The sequence below is a fragment of the Bacteriovorax sp. Seq25_V genome (assembly GCF_000447795.1).
GTDB lineage: Bacteria > Bdellovibrionota > Bacteriovoracia > Bacteriovoracales > Bacteriovoracaceae > Halobacteriovorax_A.
In genome coordinates, this window is record NZ_AUNI01000009.1 from 370,160 (window position 1) to 394,430 (window position 24,271).

At 34.9% G+C, this 24,271-nt stretch carries 27 protein-coding genes and 1 other RNA gene; 11 read left to right on the forward strand and 17 right to left on the reverse strand.

The window, feature by feature from the left end; all coding sequences use genetic code 11:
- Window positions 1-36: 36 nt before the first annotated feature.
- The 9 genes from M900_RS03130 to M900_RS16890 form a co-directional block, all read right to left on the reverse strand.
- Complete coding sequence (locus M900_RS03130; protein WP_021273121.1) at window positions 37-699, reverse strand: hypothetical protein; 663 nt, start codon at window positions 697-699, stop codon at window positions 37-39.
- Between the two features lies 1 nt (window position 700).
- On the reverse strand, window positions 701-958 hold the full coding sequence (locus tag M900_RS03135) for a hypothetical protein (RefSeq protein ID WP_021273043.1): 258 nt from the start codon (window positions 956-958) through the stop codon (window positions 701-703).
- A complete protein-coding gene (locus M900_RS03140; RefSeq protein ID WP_021273039.1) occupies window positions 955-2,808 on the reverse strand; it encodes a lipopolysaccharide assembly protein LapB in 1,854 nt (617 codons plus the stop codon). Before M900_RS03140 ends, M900_RS03135 begins: the two co-directional genes overlap by 4 nt.
- Window positions 2,796-3,332 carry a hypothetical protein gene (locus tag M900_RS03145; RefSeq protein WP_021273077.1) on the reverse strand — a complete coding sequence of 179 codons (537 nt, stop codon included), beginning with the start codon at window positions 3,330-3,332 and terminating at the stop codon, window positions 2,796-2,798. Before M900_RS03145 ends, M900_RS03140 begins: the two co-directional genes overlap by 13 nt.
- Window positions 3,333-3,926, reverse strand: coding sequence for a hypothetical protein (locus M900_RS03150; RefSeq protein ID WP_021273107.1), 594 nt, complete (start codon window positions 3,924-3,926; stop codon window positions 3,333-3,335). It abuts the gene before it with no gap.
- A gap of 83 nt (window positions 3,927-4,009) precedes the next feature.
- The gene (locus tag M900_RS03155; protein WP_034730886.1) at window positions 4,010-4,582 is read right to left on the reverse strand and encodes a hypothetical protein; all 573 of its coding nucleotides are present in this window, start codon (window positions 4,580-4,582) and stop codon (window positions 4,010-4,012) included.
- Between the two features lie 184 nt (window positions 4,583-4,766).
- Complete coding sequence (locus tag M900_RS03160; RefSeq protein WP_021273524.1) at window positions 4,767-4,988, reverse strand: hypothetical protein; 222 nt, start codon at window positions 4,986-4,988, stop codon at window positions 4,767-4,769.
- 53 nt (window positions 4,989-5,041) lie between these two features.
- A complete protein-coding gene (locus M900_RS03165; protein ID WP_021273413.1) occupies window positions 5,042-5,407 on the reverse strand; it encodes a hypothetical protein in 366 nt (121 codons plus the stop codon).
- Window positions 5,407-7,302, reverse strand: a complete 1,896-nt coding sequence (locus M900_RS16890) for a pre-toxin TG domain-containing protein (protein WP_021273303.1) — start codon at window positions 7,300-7,302, stop codon at window positions 5,407-5,409. The genes M900_RS03165 and M900_RS16890 overlap by 1 nt, the downstream gene beginning before the upstream one ends.
- Window positions 7,303-7,414: 112 nt before the next feature.
- Here M900_RS16890 and M900_RS03175 point away from each other — a divergent pair, with 112 nt between their 5' ends.
- The 7 genes from M900_RS03175 (at window position 7,415) to ssrA (ending at window position 14,369) form a co-directional block, all read left to right on the forward strand.
- Window positions 7,415-9,541, forward strand: a complete 2,127-nt coding sequence (locus tag M900_RS03175) for a hypothetical protein (RefSeq protein WP_021273463.1) — start codon at window positions 7,415-7,417, stop codon at window positions 9,539-9,541.
- Entirely contained in the window at window positions 9,519-11,300 is a 1,782-nt protein-coding gene (locus M900_RS18020) for a hypothetical protein (protein ID WP_034730887.1), read from the forward strand. Before M900_RS03175 ends, M900_RS18020 begins: the two co-directional genes overlap by 23 nt.
- Window positions 11,293-12,564, forward strand: coding sequence for a hypothetical protein (locus M900_RS03185; RefSeq protein ID WP_034730890.1), 1,272 nt, complete (start codon window positions 11,293-11,295; stop codon window positions 12,562-12,564). Before M900_RS18020 ends, M900_RS03185 begins: the two co-directional genes overlap by 8 nt.
- On the forward strand, window positions 12,564-13,322 hold the full coding sequence (locus M900_RS03190; RefSeq protein WP_021273367.1) for a hypothetical protein: 759 nt from the start codon (window positions 12,564-12,566) through the stop codon (window positions 13,320-13,322). The genes M900_RS03185 and M900_RS03190 overlap by 1 nt, the downstream gene beginning before the upstream one ends.
- Window positions 13,322-13,555 (forward strand): hypothetical protein, encoded by a 234-nt coding sequence (locus M900_RS03195; RefSeq protein ID WP_021273098.1) that lies wholly within the window; start codon window positions 13,322-13,324, stop codon window positions 13,553-13,555. The genes M900_RS03190 and M900_RS03195 overlap by 1 nt, the downstream gene beginning before the upstream one ends.
- 24 nt (window positions 13,556-13,579) lie before the next feature.
- Entirely contained in the window at window positions 13,580-13,846 is a 267-nt protein-coding gene (locus tag M900_RS03200) for a hypothetical protein (RefSeq protein ID WP_021273167.1), read from the forward strand.
- 154 nt (window positions 13,847-14,000) lie between these two features.
- Window positions 14,001-14,369: a transfer-messenger RNA gene (gene ssrA, locus M900_RS17510) on the forward strand.
- 73 nt (window positions 14,370-14,442) lie between these two features.
- Here ssrA and M900_RS03205 read toward each other — a convergent pair.
- The 8 genes from M900_RS03205 to M900_RS03240 all read right to left on the reverse strand — a co-directional run bounded on the left by M900_RS03205 (window position 14,443) and on the right by M900_RS03240 (window position 19,862).
- Window positions 14,443-14,898 (reverse strand): hypothetical protein, encoded by a 456-nt coding sequence (locus M900_RS03205; protein WP_021273201.1) that lies wholly within the window; start codon window positions 14,896-14,898, stop codon window positions 14,443-14,445.
- A gap of 171 nt (window positions 14,899-15,069) precedes the next feature.
- Window positions 15,070-16,074: a hypothetical protein gene (locus tag M900_RS03210; RefSeq protein ID WP_021273270.1), complete on the reverse strand. Its 1,005-nt coding sequence runs from the start codon at window positions 16,072-16,074 to the stop codon at window positions 15,070-15,072.
- Between the two features lie 33 nt (window positions 16,075-16,107).
- Window positions 16,108-16,737, reverse strand: coding sequence for a site-specific integrase (locus M900_RS17515; RefSeq protein WP_084703421.1), 630 nt, complete (start codon window positions 16,735-16,737; stop codon window positions 16,108-16,110).
- The gene (locus tag M900_RS03220; RefSeq protein WP_021273328.1) at window positions 16,733-17,182 is read right to left on the reverse strand and encodes a hypothetical protein; all 450 of its coding nucleotides are present in this window, start codon (window positions 17,180-17,182) and stop codon (window positions 16,733-16,735) included. Before M900_RS03220 ends, M900_RS17515 begins: the two co-directional genes overlap by 5 nt.
- Window positions 17,183-17,301: 119 nt before the next feature.
- Window positions 17,302-18,231 (reverse strand): circadian clock protein KaiC, encoded by a 930-nt coding sequence (locus M900_RS03225; RefSeq protein ID WP_021273446.1) that lies wholly within the window; start codon window positions 18,229-18,231, stop codon window positions 17,302-17,304.
- 78 nt (window positions 18,232-18,309) lie between these two features.
- A complete protein-coding gene (locus M900_RS03230) occupies window positions 18,310-18,618 on the reverse strand; it encodes a DNA-binding protein (protein ID WP_021273445.1) in 309 nt (102 codons plus the stop codon).
- A complete protein-coding gene (locus M900_RS03235; RefSeq protein ID WP_021273571.1) occupies window positions 18,606-18,812 on the reverse strand; it encodes a helix-turn-helix domain-containing protein in 207 nt (68 codons plus the stop codon). The genes M900_RS03230 and M900_RS03235 overlap by 13 nt, the downstream gene beginning before the upstream one ends.
- Window positions 18,813-18,920: 108 nt before the next feature.
- Window positions 18,921-19,862, reverse strand: a complete 942-nt coding sequence (locus tag M900_RS03240; protein ID WP_034730893.1) for a hypothetical protein — start codon at window positions 19,860-19,862, stop codon at window positions 18,921-18,923.
- 601 nt (window positions 19,863-20,463) lie between these two features.
- Between M900_RS03240 and M900_RS03250 the strand changes: the two genes are divergently transcribed.
- The 4 genes from M900_RS03250 to M900_RS17640 all read left to right on the forward strand — a co-directional run bounded on the left by M900_RS03250 (window position 20,464) and on the right by M900_RS17640 (window position 24,240).
- Window positions 20,464-21,354 carry a reverse transcriptase family protein gene (locus M900_RS03250; protein WP_021273378.1) on the forward strand — a complete coding sequence of 297 codons (891 nt, stop codon included), beginning with the start codon at window positions 20,464-20,466 and terminating at the stop codon, window positions 21,352-21,354.
- 191 nt (window positions 21,355-21,545) lie between these two features.
- Window positions 21,546-22,136, forward strand: a complete 591-nt coding sequence (locus M900_RS03255) for a hypothetical protein (RefSeq protein WP_021273436.1) — start codon at window positions 21,546-21,548, stop codon at window positions 22,134-22,136.
- Between the two features lie 255 nt (window positions 22,137-22,391).
- The gene (locus M900_RS03260; RefSeq protein ID WP_021273506.1) at window positions 22,392-23,513 is read left to right on the forward strand and encodes a LanC-like protein; all 1,122 of its coding nucleotides are present in this window, start codon (window positions 22,392-22,394) and stop codon (window positions 23,511-23,513) included.
- A gap of 505 nt (window positions 23,514-24,018) precedes the next feature.
- Complete coding sequence (locus tag M900_RS17640; protein WP_021273509.1) at window positions 24,019-24,240, forward strand: hypothetical protein; 222 nt, start codon at window positions 24,019-24,021, stop codon at window positions 24,238-24,240.
- Window positions 24,241-24,271: the final 31 nt, after the last annotated feature.

The window sequence follows — 24,271 nt, forward strand, 5'->3', positions numbered from 1 at the left end:
TCGGCCAGCAACTGGGAAAGCGGCTGGCCAGTTTATCTATGATTTAAAAATCAAATTAAAGTTAATGAGATGCTCGCCCTTGATTGAACTAACATTAAGACCAGATGACTTAGCTTTTAGACAGTCATTTAAAATATTTAGAGCACTCTTATGTCCATCTCCCTTAAATTTTGTTTCAACATTACTAACGCGGCCTTTGTCGATCGAAACGAGAATATTACTCACACCATTTAAAAACTTATCTTTTAAAAGAGCATCCTCGTAGCAGGCTTGATATCTTTTTTGATTCTTCTGGAAAATCTCTTTTGCCTTCGCAATGTCGGCCGATAGTTGCTTTTCCTGCTCACTTAGAATTTGATTGATCTGGTCCTGTGTGAGGTCTTTTAGGATTTGGCCATCTTGTTCAGTAAGACCAGCGAGAGAGTCATCATTTTCTTTGATGATCTCCTTGTTGATATCATAATCCTTTAAGCCTTTGATGTAGCGACTAAACCTTGAAGAGCGTGTCTTCTTAGATATGCGAGACTTTACTGATACTGGAATCTTTGTCACCTTGCTCACTTCTTTTTTAACCTCGGGCGAGGGAAGAGAGATTGCAATATACGCAGTAGAGACAGAAATATGAAGAACTGCTATTGCAATAAATAGAAGGTGAAAGTCAGTAATTGTAAAACTAAGAGTAATCTTTTTTCTAAACATATTAAAGCTCCAAAAGCTTAGCTTCGAAATTGTTAAATTCTTGTACTTCATTTTTGATTTCACCAAAATTGATATCAGTGATTTCATTCTCAATCTTTTCTTTCGCAAAATTAGTTAGGTTATCTTTTAATACTTCCGTATTCGTAAAGAGGTTGATTGCAGGTCTTCTTAATTCTCCTTCAATCTCGAGGTTTCCAAGGTCAATGAAGTTTGCTGCGTATGTGTTACAAACGATGAAAAGAGAGATAAAGTATTTCATATATTCTCCTTCCATGATTTAAGTTTTGATTCAATTAAAGTCGAGATTTCAGTCTGGTGCTTACCATATCCTGTAACTGCTTTTTGGAGTAAATCTCTATAGCCTGCAATGACAATTTCTCTCGTCTTTGTATTTGGCCATTGTTGTTTTGCGAGTTTCTTTTGTAGTTTCGAGATTTGTCTAAAAACTTGATCTTGCTTTTCTATTGTTGATAAGTACCTTGTTCCTCGAATTACACGTGTCATTGTCGCTATGGTGTCAATAGATTCGGCCCAGAATGATGTGAGCTTCTTTTTAAGCGCTCTTTGTTCTTTCGTTGAGATATAAACATCTTTTAATAGCTTCTCGCCTGAGATGATTTTGAAAAAAGAGTCTGAGTATAGTCCTTTTAGCATGGAAGCATGTAAGTAAACTTCCTTGGCGATTAAATCATTTTCAAGCAATTGTTGATTTTCGATAAGTAGTGAATAAGCGGCCTCAAAGTTTTGGGCCTTGATAAAATCTAGAGTGTAAATAATTTTTTGCGTGCTAGTTAAGTATTTAAAGGTAAAAAGAGTATCGGCCTTTTCACATTTTCCACTATAGAAGAAGCAGTAGATAGCCGAATCTGTCTCAAATGATTTTTCAGTTTGGGCCAGTAAGGATTGATCGATCAAGTGATTCTTAATACGAAGCTTTGTAAATACTGACTCGAGAAAGTGAATGTGATCATCAGTCTTAGGTGCAAAAGAAGACATAATCGAGTTTTCATAAGTTTGATTACTTAAGACTGTCCTAATATAGTCCTTGTTTGATGATTTTCTCGTGTAGTTAACGATAGTGTTATTAACATGATCTGAGAGACAGTTTGAAAGATAGTATGAGTACCAACTTTCGTTATATTCTTTATCTAATAGGTTCTCATATTGCTCACAAGCAACTTTGGTGTCACTGAGCGAAGTTGATAATAGTGCAAGTTCGTTTGTCTTCATGTTTGTATTGATCAATTTTGAATATAAAGACTGGTATTCTTTGCTTGTCTTGTTTTGACATTTAATAAGCTCAGTAGATATATCACTTACTAACTTCTTTGTGGTGTTTTGCGGGAGTTGCCACGAAAGTAGAGAGCAGTTGTTATAAGAACTAATCCTCTTGGTCTCAACGCCGAATTGATAGAAATCTGAATAGAGTTTATTCTTCTTTAAAATTGGTGAAATAAAGTCAGGCGAAATATTTGTTCTTGAGATTCCAGCAAAAATCCCTGAGATAAGCTCACTTGAGCTTGGAATTGTCTGTAGATTAAAATTTCTTGCCTTGTTTTTCTTTGCTTCGAGATACTCGACGTAAAGTCTACCAAAGTCGTAGACCATCGAATCAATAATCTGAGTTTTTTGTGATGTGATAAAATTATAAAGAAAGGACAATGCCTCTTCTTTTCTGTCAAGGTTAACCAGAACCCAAGTTTTTTGTAGAGTCAGATAGTCATAAAGATTTCTATTGTCTGGCTGATTTAAGGCCTTAGTATAGAAATCAAGGGCCGTTTCAAGATTTCCCGTCTCAAAACTTGTGTCAGCGAGAAGTCGTGTGAGACGTGCTCTATTTTTGATATCGAGTGCGGAGTATTTATCAAGAGCATTTTGAATATAATAAGACATGCTCTTTGAGGTTTTATACTCGGGATCTAGGCTTAGAAGGTAAGCGATTTCGCCTTGTTCATTTTCATCCTCAGTTTCATTGAAGCGCTCTTCGAGAAGACTAATTGCTTTTTTACTATTTCCTTCTTTTAGTAATAGAGTTGCCTGCTTGACTGTTGTGGAGGCAAGGGCATAGCAAGAAAGAGAGAGAATAAGAATTAGTTTTAGCCCTGACATCTATTCTCCAGTCTTATAACTAATTCATATGGTGTTTTAAGATTGATGATTTGTTCAGATTCAATCTTCCAGAGATCGCGTTTGCTATATTTTTGAGCTGGTGCGAGATTAGTTGTAATGCTAAATTTCTTAGCAATCTGAAGACTTTTTTCAAGCTCTGTGAGATCAAGCTTTGTCTGGGCCTTTACATTTGTTAGAATATTTTGAACCGCTTCGTAGTGGCACATTTTATTAAGAGTTAAAAGCTCAAGTCCAAGTACTTTTGTATTAAAGTCTTCATGTGTTAAAAAATGTTTGCGATAAAATAGTGCAGTAGAAAGAAGCTTCTGATAATTTTCTGTTTTATAGTAGATGACCGCTTGAACTTCCAGTGAACGTTTAAATCCAGCTGATTTTGGTGCAACCTTAATAAGAGCCTTGGTAGCTTCATTATATTTGTTTTGATTAAATAGACTGATGCCAGTCTGAAGATCGGATGCTACAGTCAAAAAAGAGATGAATGTGAGAAGCAATATCTTCTTCATCTAAAATCGCACTCCAAAAATTACATCAAGAGTATTGAGGTTGGTATCATTCTTAGCATTCTCGCTTCGTGTGATTCGAGATAGCTTGAGCCCTAGAGTATAATCTTTCTTGATTAGTATATTTGTTGTGAAGTTGATGTCGTAGAACTTATTATCATTAATTAAAAGCTTGCTCGTATTACGATAAGTATAGGTCCCATAATTAGCGCCAAGTCCAAGTTCAATCTGTGCCGTTGAATAAGAAAGGAGATTGATCTGGCCGATCAGAGGAATAAAACTTATCCCGACGGACTTTCTGTCTTCAGGGATGGCACTGATGACATTGACGTTATCCCCGAGGGATTTATTAAAATCATTTTTTTGATCACTATAGCGGTAATATGAAAGATTCGCTTCCAAATATGAGTTAAAGCGGTAGCCGTAGGCAATGCCAAGCCCTCTGACGTCATGAAGCTTATTATCAAGCTCTGTTTGAAAAGAGAGTTGTATGGCCTGTGACTTTATCTCAACAGGTGTGGCGAGATAGAGTTCTCCATATTCGGAGGCCTGTGCTGTAAAAATTGAAGCGAGGGATAAAAGTAATATCTTTTCCATATGTCGATTTTAGCTTTTATTTAGTCTCAAATCAGGTGAAGCTGTAAGATCTACGGGGGTGTCAAAACTTTGGACAGTTAGCCTTAGATAGTGATTTGAAATTCAAACTCATGCTCTCTCTTATCCATCTCGTTTGGGACAGGGAAGCGAGCATCTTTAAAGATTGTCTCAACACATTTTTCAAAGGCCTCGTCTCTTTTTTCACTAAGTCTTACGGTGATATTTTTCGGTTCACCCTCGTCGCTGATAAGAAAACTCACTTTAAAAGGGATAAACTGCTTTTTATGACCAAATCTCGAAGTGTTATACCATTTTGGTTTCATCTTATAACAGCGACATGAATCTTGGCCGTAGAATTTAACTTTAGAAGCAACTATCGTTTCATAGTTATTATTAGTCGCATGAATATTTTCAAGATTAAAGCAGGCACTTTGTTCTTTGAGATCACAGCCTTTCTTATTAAATTCGAGAGCCTTGGGGATGTTGCCAATTTTCTTATAGTAGAAGCCTAACTTACTACAGGCGAGGCCGTCACCGTTGTTACAGTTGCTCATTAGCTCTTGATTATCTTGAGCTGAAGATGTGTTTTTCTCTACAGTTGTAGAAGTTGCACAAGAGTAGAGAGTCATGAAAAAGAGGATATTTATTATTTTCATATGTCTGTTTAGTAAGTGGTTTAAAACTCTTAAATTAAGTGATCATCTTTTGGTTTTGGTTCTTTGATTTTATAGTATCCAGTCTACGTATCTGAAAATCCTTGGTAAACTTCTTGCCAAGTGAAGTTGTACTTTGTGTCTTTGTAAATATGTTCTGAAGAATCAATTTCTGTAAGGGATATTCCTAAAGCCGTAAGTTCTTGCGTTGTATATTTTTTTGAAATATTAAGATCTTGCGTGATAAAGAATATGGTTTTATATCATCACTCTCTAGAAATTTTTGTACACTCATCTCGTCGTATTTTTCTGCAATCTTCCACCTTTCAAATAGGAAGTGTGCTTGATTCTCTGTCACACCATAGAGTTCAAAAATATGCTTTGTAAATATATCAATTAAATTGTTCATTGCTTTCCTAAATGAATTCTCTGGTAATTTTAAATTTGAGGAGTGCGCCAGGTCTAGAGTTCTGAGTTAATTTTTGAATCTGAGCTACAAATACCGTAACTATTATAAACAGTATCAACATAATTAAATAGAGCTTCTTCTAAGCTGGTATAAGTGTGTAGACCATATTTTTCACCTCTTTCGGATTCAAATACTTCATATTTACTTTCGTCGATTTTCAAAAGGTAAGGGGTTTGAGAATCTCGGGTGTCACCATGAAAAATATTTTTAATTAATTTTTCATCAATTTTATTCTCAATTAGATACTTTACAGTGTCACTGATAGTAACATCTAATTTATTCCAATACTTCTTTTCCATCTCATTTGAATAAGGAGAGTTTGTAAATTCGTTCCAAAAATCTCTTACTATTTTTTTCATTAAAATTCCCCCTTACCTGAAATCCACTTAGCAGGAATTCTGTCATTATTTATAAAAACCTGACTACCTCCACCTAGTAATTTACCAACTGGAATTTGTTGAGTTCCTCGTATAAGTGCAATCTCTGAAACAACTCCTTCATATAGCATAGTATTTTCAGGAACTGTAATTTCAATCCATTTTTGAGCTGTATTTCCCCAGGCAGGGTCTAAAGCTGAATCAAAAACAGCTTGCCCAGGGCCAGTCGGTTTTGTTCTAGACCAAAATTGTGACAACGGACTTGCACCTTCTCCATAGACTCTATAGAGTTTTACGGGTTCATCTAAGACTGTTTCAAAGTAACTACTACTTCTAAAAGTATCAGCAACAATGGTGCCATTTGGCAGCTTCGTATCATGTAGAACCCCGTGTTTCATAGGATGAAATCGAGTCATCTTTCCTTTAATGACTTTAGATAAATCTCCAACCGCACCTATGTCATTCCCAATTATCCGCTTGCTTAGGTCGGCAAAATCTTTAATTCCTTCACTCGTCATTAACCCTAGCTTTCGTGCGGAAACAATTACTTTTTCACCAACGTCAATAATCTTCTCGGATACACGCGCAGTCTTAGTTAAAATTTTTCCTGCTGCCTGAATATAGTGTGAACCACCGGCCGTTAGAATTCCAACTGCTGCAAGCCCTCGTTCAAATGTAGATAATTCCTCTTTTGTAACAAGATTTTTGCCAGTGAAAAGTTCATAAACATCTTTACCAATACTAACGACTGGAATGAGACCGAGTCCGATATCAACAATTGAAGTTGCAACTTCCTCAAGTTGTTTTGAAGAGTCAATGTCTCCACTTATAAGTGCATCACTTGATAAGTTCAGGTAATCCGAAGCAGTCTCTTTATAGTGGACTTCGATATTGCTTTCTCTAACGTACTTAGTTGTTTTATAGATGCTTTCAAGTTGCTGGTACTCATTCTTGTACTCGGCATTGTTTGTTTGAAAGTTTGGAAGTAGACAGTCAGCACCGCTTTGAAGACATCTCTTGTAAGCGATTAACTCACTTGCATAGTCTTCCAGGGGAGTTTTTGCTCTTTCAAGTTCGACTGTGTCGAGAGGGATGTCCCACTCATTTGCAATATTATTTAATTCTTTTTGTATCGCTTCTTGCTTTTCAAGTGCCTTTATTACATCGTTTAAATCTTTTCCTTCGAGATTATCGATGAGTTCTCTGAATTCATCTTGAGACTCATTGATAAATGAAGTATCTTCACCCCAGCGCTCAAGATAATCCGCATTGAGACTATTGTTAAGAGCAGTGTTGATAAGCCCATTTAGTGCATTCTGCGAAACTTGTAGGGATGTTCGTGAACAACCTTGGCCCTCACAGTTCTTTAATGCTTCTGCGATTGCTCCGGATGTTTTAAGTCTTGCATTGTTGAAAATCTGACTTCTCTCAGGATCAAGAATGACAGGCCTTATATCTGCAAGATATGGTGTGACTGGAATAACACTTGTATCTTTAAGATTTGCTGATTTACCTAGAATGTTATCGATAAAAAGTTGTTGTTGTTCTGGAGAATAGTTTGCGCCAACTTGGGTAATGATATCTGAAAGATTATCACTGTTGATCTGCCCGTTTCCTAGGCCTTCGAAAATATCATTGAATTGTCTGTTAGTATCATTGATGGCATTGCCAATAGCTGTTGAAGAACTATCATTTGGTGCGTAGTAGTTTCCAACGCGATCTTGTTCTGAATCTCGGTATGAATTAACAGAGCTACTGCTCTGGACGCAATACTCTTTATTCTTCTCATAATCAAACTCACACTTAATCTCAAACACATTATAGGCATATGCTTGCATTGTAAGTAGCTGAAATATTATAAGTGTCCATTTGTTCATAACCTCTTATAACAGCTCTGTAAAAAAAATAAACGGACGATGTAAATAATTCAAGTTTTCCCAAACTAATCCCCATATTTTATAGAATCAAAAGAAAACTTAAGGGTTAGTTATGTTTAAAAAATCAATGTTTTGCACATTAATGTTCTCGACTTTATTGGCTACTTCCTGCTCAAAACAGGCTCCACTTGTCGTAAAGAATGAAGTTGCTCCTCCTCCTGAGGTCTACACTAGTGCCATGGCCATTGATGATCTCTCCCTTTTAGATGATACAAATGCGGGGGAAATTCTTTCTCGAATCTCGACAAATCTTAAGACAGACGATGATTGGTCTCTTTTTTGGAAAGATCTATATATCAAATATAATAGCTATGCTTGGAGTGGTGCTACTCTAAGTCGTATCATTGATTTATCAGGAATCAGTTGTGGTAAGAAGGGTTCTGTCGCATTTTCTGAATTTACTCAAAAAATTCTTGATAGAATCACTGATGAAGAGAAAGAAGAGTTACTTATTAAGGCCCTGAAGCACTATGACCTATGTGGTCTTAATGCAAATCAGACATTGGTTAGAGAATATCTTTCTCAATATAAGAAACTTCAAAATAAAAATGAAAGTGCTGAATTTGTTAAGTTGTTCTCTGTTCTTATGGGAGGGCCCCTTGATGAGGAGCTTGCAGATATCACGGATATGGTTGGTGCAATCTCGGATAAGAATAAGAAGCTAGAGCTTTACTATAGCTTTAAGGGAAATTATCAATATAAAGGAATTGTTGATAAGATCGTTGACTCATTTGATTATTCGGAAATTGTTCAACTTGCAAGTGAAGAGAAAATCGACTTTGATGATGCACTGGAAATCTTAAACATCTCAAAACATCAACAGAATAAACTATCAAAAGATGAAGTAGTAAAACTTCTAGCGACAGTAAGAAAAAATTATCAAAGAGCAACATCTAAGCTTAGTAAGTATAATTTATCTAAATTTCATTATGAAACATTGAAAAATCTAAAGTTTTTATCACTTTCTGAAGTTGAAACTTGGGCCAAATTTGCTCTTGAAAATTACGATGATATCTCGTCGTTGTACCCGCGTGATTCTGTCGCGAAGTATTTTCTTAGTTCCATGAACGGGACAGAAGTAAGTATTGATGCGCAATATATCGATGAGAAAATTGATGATTTACTAGTGAAGAGAGCCCAACTGCAAGTAGAAAAAGACATTCAAAAAAATAATGAAATTTATAAAGCTCTTTGTAATTTGTATAAGGACTTTGGAGTAGCTGAGGAAAAATATTCAAAGCCAAGCGACCTTAATAAGCTTGGGTGTAAGAAGTACTTAGGTGATAAAGAAATTGAAGTTGATGAAGTTGTCGCTATGCCACTTTTTAGTGGACTTGATACTAGCGGTGTTGACGTAGATTTTAGTGTCAGACCAAGCCAGTTATCAGTTATTAATACTTCTCAAAATTTTAAATATGAGAAAGTTTCAGATGTTGTAACAGAATCTAAGTATGATCATATTGTTGTTCCTCTCGTTTTTGCATTTGCCCCTTTAAAAGATATGGGACGCTTTAAGGCAGGGCAAAAACACTATGTTGCCATTCATCATGTTTATCGTGATGCCCGTGAACTTATTCCTGGTTTAGAAGGGGTACAGAGACCTCTAGATGGTAAGCGTGCAGGAAATTTAAAGTTTACAAGATCTACGTTTTCTCCTGTGAAGCATATTGCGTTTGGAGGAGAAGGCCAGGTTGCGGCAAGACCAAAGAAAGGTGCGAAGGGATATGTTAACTCATTAGACCAAATTGAAATAAGATCTTGGGTTGAATCATTTGCAGGGAATAGTAACTTTTATTTCTCTGACCAATTTAAAAATGTTCGAAATCTCAAAAATTTAATTGAAGCTTCAACAAGTGATGCTAATACACTCAGTTTATATATTGACCCTGATTATCTGAGCACACTTTCTTCGATGCAGAGAGAGTCATTGCTTGAAAATCTATCAGAGATAAAACGTCTCGAGGGAATGGGGGATGTTTCTGATGAAATTGCACTTGAAACATTAGTAAGAAGAAGTACTAGAGTATTAATCGATACAATTGAAGGTCTCGATTATAGTGCGTCTCTAAATGAGATCATGCCATCTCTTTTTACTGAATTAGAACTAGGAAGTGGCCCAGAGGGTGAAAACTATACAAACGGAAAAAGAGGACAGAATGGACAGACAATTATTGAATAATATCTTGTTAACGACATCACTGATCTTCTGCTTTAGTACAAGTGCAGATCTTATTGGTCACCATAAAGAGAGTGTGAAAAGTATCACTATTCCTGAAACAGGTCTTGTACTAAGTTCTGATACGATACTTAGAGCAAATGTGATCAATCTTAATGGGAAAATTGAAACGCTTGGGCATAAGCTATTTATCGATGCTCAAAATTTAAATATCGGATCGAAGGGAAAGATTATAGGTTTTTCTAATCCTGCAGAAGGGCAAGTTCTTATTCCTGAATCAATTACTCATGTTCCGTCAAAGGCCGGAAGAAGTGGTGATCATGGCGCTACCGGTGCTCAGGGGCTTAAGGGACATAATGGGTATGAAGGCACTGACGCGAGACAGGACTCTCGAAGCGTGACGGTTTATGCAAAAGAAATAAAAGGACACCTCTATATTGATGGTAATGGCCAAGAAGGTGGTGCTGGCGGTCGTGGTGGAAAAGGTGGCCGCGGTGGCGATGGCGGAGATGGTCGTGCAGGTCACGTAAAGGCTAAGTGGGATCACTGTGCTGAGAGAAGAAATGGTGGAAATGCTGGGAGAGGTGGAGCTCCTGGACTTGGAGGCGACGGTGGAAAAGGTGGACGCGGTGGAAATAATATCGAAGTTATTTTAAGAAGTGATGATATCTCTAAAGAATTGGTTTCAATTACATCTCTTCCGGGCGCTGGTGGAAAAGGTGGGATGTCCGGTGAGTATGGCGAGCCTGGTCAAGCTGGAGGTCCTGGGAAAGGTGGAAATGATAGTTTCACTTTTGGATTTAAGGTCAGAGATTGTGATACAAATGGTGGCTCAAATAGTACCGCGGGAAGTATCAACGAAAGTGAAGCTCAGCGCTTGGCAAGAACTGGGAAAGCAGGAGAGAAATCTCAAGTTGGAATTAAAAAGATAAATAGTCTTTCTGCAAAAGAGTTAAGTAATTTGAAAGGAAGTCTTGAGAATAATATTATCAAGTTTCACCTATCAAGATTATTCCACAAAAATAAACTGGAGCTATATTCATACTTAGCCGGAAGAGTGGAATTTTCGATTGATGGATTTGATAAGGATTTACTAGAATCACTGATGCTTGCTGATAAGGAAGTTGTGGTTGAGTTTAAGAATTTTCTTGAGACGAAACTTCTTACAGAAGTTGATCAAAGATTATCAAAAGCATTAAAAGAATTTAAAAATGATATTCACGAAATCGTCTCGATCCTAAATCTTGTTGAGAAGTCTGAAATTGAAGAGGCACATGAAAAGATTCTCTCGCAAGTTAAAAATGATGAGAAGAAGCTTTCAAGCAAAGTTGAAGACTTAATAGTCGAGTGCTTGGATTATCGTGATGTGAGCTCTTTTTATTATGATGAAATGACTCCTGGTTTTGCCAAGGTTCCAAGTTGTGAAGTTGGAGGTCTTACAAATCTTAGGAAGGATTTTTTTGCTAAGCTTGAAATTAATCAATCATATAAGCCTACAGTTTTTCCAAATTCGCTTATAGAGCTTTTAAAGATTGAAGAAGTGGCAAGTTCGAGTCGAAATCCAGCGCAAACTATTATTGACACTATTATTATCAATAATCAGAAGCTAAAGGCCTCGAATTTTAAGGAAGCACTGAATATCAACAAAGATTCATTCACTGTGACGAGTTATGAAGTTTCAAAGAAAAATAAGCTTAACCTAAGTGAGATTATCACAAACTTCAAAATTGCTCTTGCTGCATTGGAGGTTTTGGGTGAATAGGAAATTAGCGGCTGTTGTCTGCATATTTCTTTCTGTGAATTCATTTGCAGGGAAGTATGATGAGGCCTTATCAAATATTAAGAAACATTTAAGTAAAAATACTGAGATGTATGAGAAAAACTTTCGAAACTCCCACGAGACAAGGGTGTCGGAATTTTTCTATCGTCGCTCTCTAACCAGACAGATCATTCCACAAGAGGTCATTGAGGGAAGTTTTGCAGATTATAGTGTTTTGATGGATGTACTTGGTTCAATTGATGGAGATTCTTCTGATCTTGAACAAGCGTACTATATTACAAATAACTCACTCGAGTTGGCATCTAAGAATAAAGAAGAGATGCAGTCATCTTTAGCTCGTATTATCAGAATGAAAGAGTCGCTAGAGAATGAATGTAGCTTGGAAAATGTAACAAAAGTCGTAAATCGTTATGATCCGATGACTAGCTATCCTATTCCAACAATTGTTCATGATGATATGGGCAAGCCACAATATAACTTCAGCTTTCGTATGAATTTTCATTATGCCTATAACGATGGAGGGGGAGACTCTTCATATAGTGTAAGCACGCCAGTTGGACAAGGTAGTGAAGTTGGGGGAGCTGTTGGAGTCATTGGTGCAGCGGTAGCTTGTGGGTTTATGGGAGGATGTGATGCGACGACATTCAGTTTTATTTCAGCCGGAATTACTGCTGTCTTTGAGGCCTTCATGAGCTTTAAAGATCAACAAGATTTTGAGAAATTTCAAAAATCCGTTGATGAAGAATATGCCAAGGCGAATGCGCGAATCAAGCAGGTGCATATTGATCTTCATGAAGAGAACCTTGATCTTGTTCAAGGGCTTTGTGATAAAGTAGACCTTGAAGTAGCAAGAAAGAATTTAGATGCGAGTATTGGTTTGGTTTCAAATCTTCTAAATGAAGTAACTAGCTCTGAATCTTCACTTCAAAATCGCTCAAAGGCCATCTTGAATACACTCGAGAAAGATGAGCAAACTTTAAAGGCAATGCTTGTGACAAAGAGAGCTAAGTTTTTGCAGATGGTTGAAAATAACCTCAGTTCTCTACGTGAAGAGTATGCAAAAGTTGGTGTTAGGCTAATTACATTCTATAAGAATGAACTACTTCCAGTATCGAAGAAGGTTAAATCATCAACTGGACTTAATAAGCTTCATCACCAGAAGTCTTTAATGGAGTTAATAGCAAAAGGAGATATGACTTTTGGTGATTACAAGATATGGAATGCATATAAGAGGAGCTTAAAATAATGAAAAAATTATTTGTGATTTTATCTTTGCTTGTAGGCAACTCTTATGCCAAGGAATTTTATATTCAGGCAAATGGTCTTCGTTTCGATCTCGCTCTTAATAAGAATTCGCGTGCTTTAGCTGTTTCGAACTATCTGGACTTCAAGGACATGGGAAGTATCACACGCCTTGAAGAATCAAAGCCGGAGCGTGAGGATAATTTTCTTCGAAACTTTAGTAGCGAACCTTCGGACGATGTGACAATTCCTAGTGTTCAAGTTGTTGAGAGAAAACTTGATTTTGAAGGATTTTTTAGTTGTATTGAGGAAGGAGTGAGTCTTTATTCATACGATCTTGTTCAAAAGAATATTTTGACGAATAAGAAAGTTGAAATAGAACTTGGAGTATCGAAGTGTGAGTCTTTCTTATCAGCCGACTTTGTGTTTCCAGAGAAAAAAGATATTTTCTTTTACTATGGAACGATCTCAAAACTTGATATGGCCGGGAAGGCTATAGTTAAGGATCTATTTCTTAAGTATCTTGATATTCGACGTGAGGCGAATGAGAAGTTTGCTGTTGAGTCATTGCTTACAATGATAAGTTATGATGTTCAATTTCAGAATCTTTCAACTGTTGATCTTTCTGGATATAAGGAAAGACTTAAGAATGAGATACTTACTTCGACGATAAATCTTTCAGATGATATCAAAGAGAAGCATGACTTTGTGAATGCTTCAATTGACTCGAGTGATCTCTTAGAATTGGTAGATAATATTTGATGAATATTTACGAAGAACTTGATTCATTAATTATAAAACTTAATCGTGCCGGACATCTTGAATTTATAGAAAAGATTCAGGAAGCGAAGGCCTCGGGGTGTGTGGCCTCGGAGATTTTGTATCTCGTGCGCGAGGAGCTTAAGCGTTACCCTTCGGTTCTAGGGGATAGTGAGAAAGAGCTTGGTTTTAAGATTGAGGAACTGATTAAGAAGATAAGTCATCTTTTAAAATAGAGAATGTCTTGAGGATCAAAAATTATGAATTTTAGAGATATCAAATTTTCTAGAGAGAATCGCTTTTCTATAGGGATAGAAGAAGAATCTGGAAAGTATTTTATCTCATTTCCTGTAACAGCTGCTGGATTTGCTGATTATGAAGAATATTATGAAATTTCGGACGAAGAATTTCTAAAATTCACTACAGATCTTGATAGTGCACTTGAGCTTTTGAAACTTTGTCGAGAGAGAAAAGAAGATCAACGTCTTCTTGTAGATCCTCCAAAAGTCAGAGGAGTTCCGTGTTAATAATTCTGTACCAATTGTGGGCGATTAATTTTTATTTAATACGCTACTGTGCGGCGAGTAATTAATAAATAGACTAACTGGACAGTAATTTGCTATAATCACTAGGCTTCTTCGATGGGGGAGCAGCTCTTTAAAATTCAATTTTCCCATATGTGGGGGTGCCCTGGTTTCGACGAGATAACTGGCGGGTATCCGGGCGTGTCCAGGTTGGTCTCCATGGTCCTGGTAAAAAGGAGACCAAACCATAATTGCAGACTCTTACGATTCTGTAGCTCTAGCTGCTTAATTAGCAATCCTAGACTTGAGGCGCTACTGCCAATAAACAGAATGTAGCAAAACTGTTGGAGCTGCAGTCTAACTAGCTCTTGAGGGTATCGGGTCTCCTCGCTAAAAAATCACCGAGGTTCGCTAGGCGCACGTAACCTAGACAGTCTTGTCAGCTGACGATAATTGCTGACTACACACGTAGGCCGCTACTCAGACGTTGTTTCGGACGCGAGTTCGATTCTCGCCACCTCCACCAATCTTTATAAGTCACTTAAATTATTCATGTTTTTTATTAGTTTCCTGCCGATTGTGGCAGGAGTGTGGCAGAATTATTTTAATCTATAATCATGTGGATATGCCGCGATGAAGTCTTCGTTCAAGTAATAGTCTTTTAAAACAGCTAAGCTTTCTTTGGACGATAATTTTCGACCGTTTATTTGCTCAGCTTGGCGCAAATAGTATTTCCAGTCATCAAGTGATAATTTGTTCTGATTATCAAATAGAAGTTTAGCTATTTCGAGTTCATCTTCTGTCGATTTTATAAGATCGTTCCACTTATTGAATCCAACTAGTTGAGCGATAAAGTGCTGAGCTTTCATTAGTGAATATTTTTCGACTTCTTCATCTGAAAGTTCATAAGATGTGTAGATCTCATCTACATCAAAAAAAATTGGAGAAAACTCATAAATGTAGTCGTCTATATCGCTTTGATAGACTTTGTGTGCAGTTTTAAAATCTTTTAAAAGATTTTTAGCCTGAAGCTTAAAGAAATTAATACGATTCATAATATAATCCTCTTATACTACTAAAATTAATATCTAAATCGCACTCGTAATCTTTTTCGATAATAATCTTAGTAAAGGTTATATTATCAAGTATTGGATGATGAAATCTTTGCACGAGTGAGCAGGCTTTCCAATAAGCCTGCTCATACTATCAATCTTTTAAAACTATGTCTACTTTACTGGGACAAGAGTTTCTCTATAGTCAGAATGACTAATAATCTTGTTATATAAATAACTGTCTTTAGGAATACTGTATCCTGATCCATATGGATCAGCAGGTTGATTCTTTACAATAATATCATGACTAACTCGATTTTTAGCATTGAGCATTAGTCGCTGTCGTGTAGTATCATCCATCATTAAAGAATCAACAATGTGTACATTATTCTGATGTTTACGAATTACAAATCCATGTTGTAGAAAAATATCTTTGAAAATGTTAACTAAGACTTCGTTGTGATTCTCAAATTTGAGTGAATCTGTTACATCATGTAAATTTTTATTTTCTCTTTGAATTTCTAGTAATCTTTTTATTTGCTCAAAGTTTTTTGATTCATCCTGCGAATAGTACTTTGCAATATCTGAATAGACTCGACCCATGTTAGCGCTGAAAAAAGGTACGCTGTCAGTTACCTTTGGTTCAACGAGTGAAGAAGGTGCATAAATAAACTGATCGAAGTAATTTGTGATTATATCATTACTTTCAATTCTTGAAAGTATATGAACTACTGAGATAAAAAGTTGATATTCACTGGCATCAAAATTACTGATTTTTGACAAAGTAACCTTTTTATTCTTTAAGAAATTTAAAATGAAGTTTATGTCATTATTTTCAATTGGACGTCCCCCTTTAATTGAGTGAAATATCTTTGCATTACTATCTTCAAAATAGGTTTCTCTTTTAAAATAGTTTTGAATATCTTGAGATATCCTTTTCTTATACTCACCTTCTATTAAAGCGTTAATTTTAGAATTTATGACATTATCTAAGTTTTCTTTCATTTTTACTATCTTTTCGGACTGTGAATAGTTAATGAATGAGAAGGTTGCGATTACAATTGCGATAATTGCAAGTAATACAGTAATAGTATGTTCGTGAGCAATGACTTGTTTCTCTGCAAAATAGAGCTTTTGTTCAGATATTTCTAATTGTGTTTTTAATGTATTTAATTCCATCAGATTCTCCTAATTGAAAGAGGTGGTAGTACCTCAAGAAAACAAAACAACTTGCGAAGCTTGAGTTAAGAAATCTTTATCTAAGTGAGCATAGATCATAGTCGTCTTTATGTCCGTATGTCCAAGTAACTTTTGTAACGTATAAAGATTCCCTCCATTCATCATGAAGTGACTTGCGTATGTATGTCTTAAATCATGAAAGCGAATTATTTTTGTTAACTCAGCTCGATGTTGTGCATTTTTAAAATGTCTTTGGTTGATATGGCAGTAAGGTAGAGGTTCACCAGAGGGTGAAGAAAAAACGAACTCAGAAATACGGCTTTTGAGGCGTTCTAATAAGATGGCCCTAACTGAACCATTCATTGGAACGTAACGTGTTCTATTCGTCTTTGTCGTGTTTCTAAGACCCTCTCTTGTTAATGATCTATTTATCGTAAGGTAGTTTTGATCGAAGTCAACTCTATCCCAACATAGACCACAAATCTCACCAAGTCGAAGACCAGTATTTAAAACAACGATGTAAAAATCTAAAAGCGGATTACCTTTGTTCTTACTAATGAATTGTTCAATTTCATCTTTTGTCCAGTATTCTAATTGTGGAGCATCTTCGACTAACTCGGGATAACCACGAATAGGACTTTTAATTAAATATTCAAGCTTAATAGCTTCGTTTTAAAACGGTCTTAAATACCATCATTACTTTATTAACAGTTCTAGCTTTTACACCTGACTTCATAATAAAGTTTTCAAGTTGTTTCGCATGATAATAACTAATTTGATTGATGTTTAATTCACCAAGAATTGGAAGAATGTAATTTTTAAAATTACTACGATAACCTGCGATTGTTCTAACCGCCTTTCTTCCTTCGATATGATCTTTAAACCATATTTCAACAAAGTCTTTGAACTTAATAGTTCTATCTAAATCAACACCAGTCTCGTTAATTCTCTGCTTCGAAATTTTTAGCTTGGCCTTAAATTGTTCAGCATCAAATTTTCGACTGAATGTCTTTGTGATTCGCTTACCGTTAGGCATACGAACATCAACGCGATATTTCTTCTTAGCACGTTGAATTTTTTGTACGTTTTTCTCATCTAAATTAGCCATAAATTCTCCTTTTTTTGAAAAAAAGAATTACGGTCTACTGTTGTCCACAATATTCGAATGTAAAAGAGCGAGTGACTTATATCAAATACTGAGAAAAAGAAAAGGCCTTTCATCATTTTTTACCTAGAAATTGGTACTTTTTTGGCAAAAGTTTTTGAATTATTGCTAAAAAATAGATTTTTTACCCAAAAGTTCTCTACTTTTTCGTCTTTATTATAAAAGCCATCTGTCTTTGTTGTTTTGAAAGAAAGTTTGTATGAATTTCCTATGATTTTTCCATCAATTCTCGACTTTAGAATTTTGATAATTCGCAATTCTTGATCAAGATTTGAAAAGTTATTTAAGGCATAGATGAAAGAAGGTGAGTTCATAAAAGCGGAGTTTGCCCTGATATCCTCAATATCTAATTCTTTATTTGGTAGAACTGACTTTGACTGATGAACTGCACCGAGAAGTGGAATTTGATAATTTTGTATTTTTTGACATAAATTCTTAACAAATTGCGCTTGAATCTCAGGAGTCGAGTCAGCGAAAGAACATGTTGAGAAGTTATCTATATAAGCTATCTGAATATTAAAATCTTTGATGAACTTGAAGAGTGAGCCAAGCCATGATTGTGGGTCATGAACTTTTGTTACATCAAGGTCACTTTCATCAATTAATATAAGATTTTTCATTACTTCAATTTTTGACTCAGTATCTTTGTATCTTAGAGATAAAATGGAGTTTATTCGCCTTTTTACATCTCCTTTCTCTCCCTCTGATAGAAAAAGTAGCGTCTTATAGTTGTTGATAATATTCTCAGTCGCTAAACTCTGGATGAGGGCTGATTTACCCTTGTTGGTACGACCTAGGAGCATATGGAGATGTCCTCTTTGAAGACCTTTGTGAGAATTCAAAAAATTAAACTTTGTTTTGAATGATTGTATAATCGTTTTTTCTTCGATGTTTTCCAGAGAGTAGGGATTGTGGGGCTTGTGACTCATATTCGAGTTATTTTTTAAATCTAGTTTGAATCGTACTTGATGTATATCTTTAAACTTTTTCATTTTAAATTCCTTTTTTAAATGTAGTTATTATTTTCTATTCTTATAGGACTATTTTCTGCGTATATATTTACGCAGTTTTTAACTGGTATTATCTGTCCACTTTTTAGGAGTAAGTAACTTGTAGTAGCTATTTCCTGTGAAAATACTTCCTTTCTTGAAGAGTAGAAAATCATAGACAACAAGTTCGTCGATCAATTTCTTCAATGTTGTCTGACTTCCAATGTTAAGCTCTTTCATGATTTGTAATTGGCTTGGAAATGATCTCTGAGCATTTCCAGAGTAAGAGCGATACTTTAGGTATGCGTAGAGGCCAATGGCCTTTAAACTTAAGTTACCGCTCTGAAAAAGCTCATTTGGAATTTGAGTGAAATTTCCTACCAAAGCCATGACTTTTCCTCTTCTTTTACAGTCTTTGCGTCAATCCATTTCAAAAGATCATCAGTCTTGAATCTAACAAGACGTCCAATCTTCACGAATGGGATTTCTTTTCTAAATACTGCGGTTCTAAGTCGAGAGACTTTGATTGATAAGAAGCTTGATGCTTCTTCGACTGATAAGAGTGATTTAACGTGTTCTGACATTATTACCTCCAATTCAAAACAAGTTGTTATTGTTGGAACTAATGAAATCAAACTTTAGTATACTTGTGACCTAGGACTTTGGGGGACTAAAGGGGGGACTTTGGGGGACTATAATTGAGGAAGATCTATTTTATATGCATTTATATCTTCTCTATATAATAGAATTCTTTTAAATGATGGGTTTCTCGATAGAAATTTACCAAGTTTTCGATCATATATAGATAATTCTGCTTTTTCAAAGAAATCCTGAGATTGGTGATGAGTGTTTTTATTACTTCGGTGTAGTTCCAGGCAGGCCTTTAACATTTTTACAGCGTTAGAGTTTTTTGGTTTGATGTGAATATTCGGACCTCTCAATTCCGAATAATCTTCAGCTATAAGCCAATGATTCCCATTTTTATCTCTTTGAATATTTTCACCTTTCAACGATTTTACTGATGGTAAAGTTTCAACATAAACTTGACTAAGAAGTATTTCTCTTTCATTTGTACAAGTTAGCGGAAAGTTGGACTTTTTTGACCGAAATTCATCTTTGTGACAATAAACTAGACCGTAATTTGGTGGTATTTTAGCGAAGTTTTGTAGAACAAAAGCCTCATAAAGAATTGACTGGTCTAATTGAATGAAGCTGTTAGAAAAACAATATAGAAAATGATCACCATTATGAGTTTGAAAATAGTTTAAGAGACGTCTGAAATGCTCTTTTTTTGTTTCAGAGGGAAAAAGAGAAAGAGGATTACTATTTTTAGCATTAGTTTGCTTCGCATAGTAGATTGACTCACATCTTTCTAAGAGATCATGATAGTCATAAATATCTAGACAACCAATATGTTTGGAAAGTGTGACTTTTTTTTCGTAACAATAATAACGTGATTTTTTACTCTTCAGGAATTCCTTGAGAAAACACCATTTTGAAACATCTTTTGGGATTAGTTCGATTAAAGGAGTTAAGTTTCTTTCTTCTAAGACAGAAACCTTTACATTGAGCTGTTGGACTCTTAGTTTTTCCATGTAGTTCAAAATATATTTTAAATCACTAACCTCTTTCATACATCTTCTTAGCATGCTATTTGCTACTAGTTAAACAATTAGATATTATTTTTCTATATTATCCTCCGTTAAATAGTTGAAATATTATTGCTGTAAAGAAATCTTGATTAAAAAAGACTCCATAATATGACGATGAAATACATAGGCTTTTGGAAGGGAATTATCTACGAATCTAGAGATGTAAATCTCGGAGACTTGCTCTCAACCAATTTTTTGGCTCAAGTGTTTCTAACCGTAGTCATAAAATAGATAGCTCTAAGACTTATGTAATCTTTTGCATAATACCTAGGCCTATCGCGCGATTGATGTAGAAACAATCGCGCTTAAGACCGATTAGGCGAATTTTAGCTTTTTGTCCCTTTTCTTCCTTTGGTAGATATGTAGAGGCTGACAATTTCGTTAGTCATTTACTCTAAGGAGAAAATTATGTTCATGAAAATGAAAAAAAAGCTTAAAAAGCTAATTGGCAAAGGTTTAACCATTAATGACTTGATTGTTTTTTTTAAGGATTGTTACCGGTTCTTAAATTTATGCATGATTGTCAAAGAAATTGTTATTCTTTTGTCTAGTTTGATCGGTTTTTATTTTTTCTGGAGTCAAAATGAACTTCTCTGAAATTGCACTTTATAATTTAAAGTCGAAAAAAAAACTGATGTCATTATTGTTCTTTAAACAAAGTTTAAACCATTTGAAAAGAGTAGCTGATACAAGTAGCTATATTGTTAGAAAAAATATTAAGAACAATAAAGTAGGGCAGTCTAAGGTTAGACTTATTCAGGAGCCTAAAGAAAACTTGAAGTTTGTACACTTGAGAGTTGCAAAGCTATTGAATCGTTTAGAATTACCTAAATATTTGCACTCTGGCAGAAAGGAACATTCATATAAATCAAATGCAGAAGTCCATGTCGGTCGAGATTATGTTTTAAATATTGATATTGAAAATTACTTTCCTTCATGTAATGTCAAAATGATATATCGTTTCTTTAGAGATAAGTTGAGTATGTCTAATGATGTATCTTATCTATTAAGTGATATTTGTACTTATAATGGCTTTGTACCTACAGGGAGTCCTGTTAGCCAGGTGATTGCTTTTTGTGCATCTTATGACATGTTTGAGGATATCTATGCCTTCTGTAAAATGAAAGAGTGGGAAATGACGGTCTATGTTGACGATATAACGATTTCTTCACTGAAGCCAATCGAAAAATGTGACATTCGGCACATTTTGGAAATTATTTCTAGTCATGGATTTAAACACAAAAGAGGAAAGTTGAGATATTATCCAAAGGGAAAACAAAAAGAAATTACAGGTGTAGTAATATATAAAAATCAAATTAGAGCTCCTCATAAAAGGAAAAAAATAATTTTTGAAAAATTAAACTCTTATAGATTGATACCAGTATATAAAGAATCTTTAGTCGGCCGTATTACTGAAGTTCAGTATCTAGAAGGAAAAGAGACTCTTGCATTGTTGATGAGACAATTACGTTAATTATGCTTCTCTGGTTTTATCAAGTCGTCAGCTGTAGGGCACTATTTATGGGTATTCTTAGGTTCGACTTTATTATAGATTGAAAGATTTAGTTTGTTTCTTTTTGTATGTTATGCGCCGATGGAAAATATTCAATGGAATAATTATTACATCTTTAAAATACAATAATATATTTATTCAGAGGAGAGAAATTGGAAAAAATTAAATTAATGAAAGTTCGAACAGTTATTAAATCTTTTATTTATACTCTTTATCCGGAAAAATATTTTGAGGACTTTGAATCTGCAGGATTTATAAAGTACTTGATGCCTTTTATTGTCCTATTAAGTTATATTAGTGCCTTTATGTGGGGAGCTGAGTTTTTAAATATCCCTGTGAATAGTAACGGTGTTTTTTCTACATATTTTAAAAATTTAATACTGTTAACCTTCTGCTATCCAGTGTCTTTTCTGCTTTTATATAACTTTACTTCTATAAGAGGTTATATAAGAATTTTCTTTGTTAGTATTTATTTTCAAGCCATGTTTTACTCATTATATTCATTTTTTGGCGGTGCTTCTTTTCTGTTAATTAGTGAAAATTACTTGTATGTCTTTCAAAGTATTTCCATGCCACTTCTTACTATGGCTTACCTTGGATATGTGATCTTTAGAATTTCGAGAAAATATGAGGTTGAAATAAATAGTATAAAAATCCTTATTTTTGTGGTTCTTTTTTCGCTACTTTTATTTTTGATTAATAGTTTTATAATTGTTCCACTTAATAATTTTTTCTTAGTGTGAATTGTGGTAAAATTGTGGCAATTTATAAAATTAGCCCCAAAAAATGGAAAAAGTAGCCAACAGTAGAAAGTAATTCGATTTTGGTTAAGTTATTGTTTTAATTGTGATCTATGCCACATTAGTGAACTCTTGAGAGGTTTGTATTAATTGGTGTTTTGGGCCTACTTTAATTCTCGCCACCTCCACCATTTAATTTACATCATAAATTAAGCTAGTTAGACTATAGACCTGATGGGAATACCGAACTGAGGTCACATGATTTATAATCCAGAAAGACATGAAGAATTAATCAATATTGATTGGGATGAAAATAAGGTTATTGACTGTATTGAATCCATATTTGAAGACACTCAGAAAAATTTTGATAGTATTGAAAAAAAAACAATGTATTTTGGAAAGGCAGGAGCCCTGTTTGGTTTATTGGAAATATCAAAGTTCTTAGATAAACCTTTGGCCCTAGATTCTAAAAATGCTATTTCTGAAATTTATAAAAGTTATATAGAGAATCCTGATACTGAAAGTGTTGTACCATCTCTGTATTTAGGAGAAGTAGGTATTTTACTAGTTGAATACTTGGTAAACCCATCTGAGACTTTAGAGGATAAAATTTTTCAATTAGTTAAAAGTAATATCGAAAATCCAACTTTAGAAGCCTTGTGGGCTGCTCCGGGGACAATGATTGCTGCGAGTTGGTTCTGTAACAAAACTAAAAAGAATGAATGGAAAGAGCTGTTTGTTGAGAATACAGAATTTCTAATCAGTAAATTGAAAGAAGAAAGAGAAGAAGACTTAATTTGGCAGCAGGACTTATATGGGAAGAAAGTTCGTTATACTGGGGCAGGGCATGGGTATTTTGGTAATATGTTTGGGATTTTAAAAAATATCGAGTTATTAAAGCCCGACGATAAAGAATACATTCTCTCACATATTAAAATGGTACTAGACAAATTAGCAATTGAAGAAGATGGAGCGGTAAATTGGGCTCCAGTATTTCCGAAAAACCCTGAAATAAAGCCCTTGTCGCAATGGTGCCATGGGGCTCCAGGAATAGTTAATAGTTTAAAGCTATTTCCTAAGCATGATACAGTTGTAGAAGATTTATTAGTTAAAGCTGGTGAGCTTATATGGAGAGCGGGACCACTCACTAAGGGAATTGGGATCTGCCATGGTACCGATGGTAACGGGTTTTCATTTCTACAGCTGTATAAAAGAACTGGAAATGAAATATGGTTAGACAGAGCAAGAAAGTTTGCTATGCACTGCCTTCCTCAACGTAAAAATGAATATACTCTCTTTACGGGTGATGTTGGTTTGGCATTGTATCTGATTGCTTGCTTAGAAAAGACAGATAACTTCCCATTTCTTGACGATTTTTAGAGCTCCAGTTGCGATATAAGTCGCAGGAGGTCCACCAAAATAAAAAAGACCACCATTGAGTGGTCTTTTTTGTTTTTATGGGTTGTGAAAATTTAAAATGAGCGTAGCGAGTTTTGGAGGCGTCAAAGAGCACGATGCGATTTGACGACGAACAACTTCAGCCACCTTCACTAAATTCATAACAAATTAAGCACCACCACGGAGTTTTTTTATTTCAATAATTTAAACCACATAGACTTGAGAGTTCTTTGAGTTCACTTCTTTAAATCACCATAAATTATCCAAAATCGCTCATGTTGTAGTTTTTTGTAGTTCATGGCCGTAGTTCACTTTTAAATTGTAGTTACTAGAAAGATTGATTAATAAATCTTGATTCATGTAAATTTTATTTCAGTCGATAGAATCATACTAATGAAGTTTAGAACATTTAAATTGGAGATTATCTATATGAAGATTTTAGTTATACTTTTTTGCATTCTTTTACACTCTTAGTGCTTTTTCACAAGTGCATATAAAAGGGGATTACAGAAAAAATGGAACATATGTACAGCCACATATTCGTTCGAAACCTAATTCCACAAAAAGTAATGACTATGGGCCAGCTAACTCTGCTGGAAGTTTGTATAGTGGAGGCTACACTTCTCCTTATCTTAGAGATAGTGATAATGATGGTATTTCTACCCAATATGAAAATGAAGGAATAAGCGATGATTATGATTCATCTTAATATGGAAACTAAAATTTATTTCCTTCAAAAG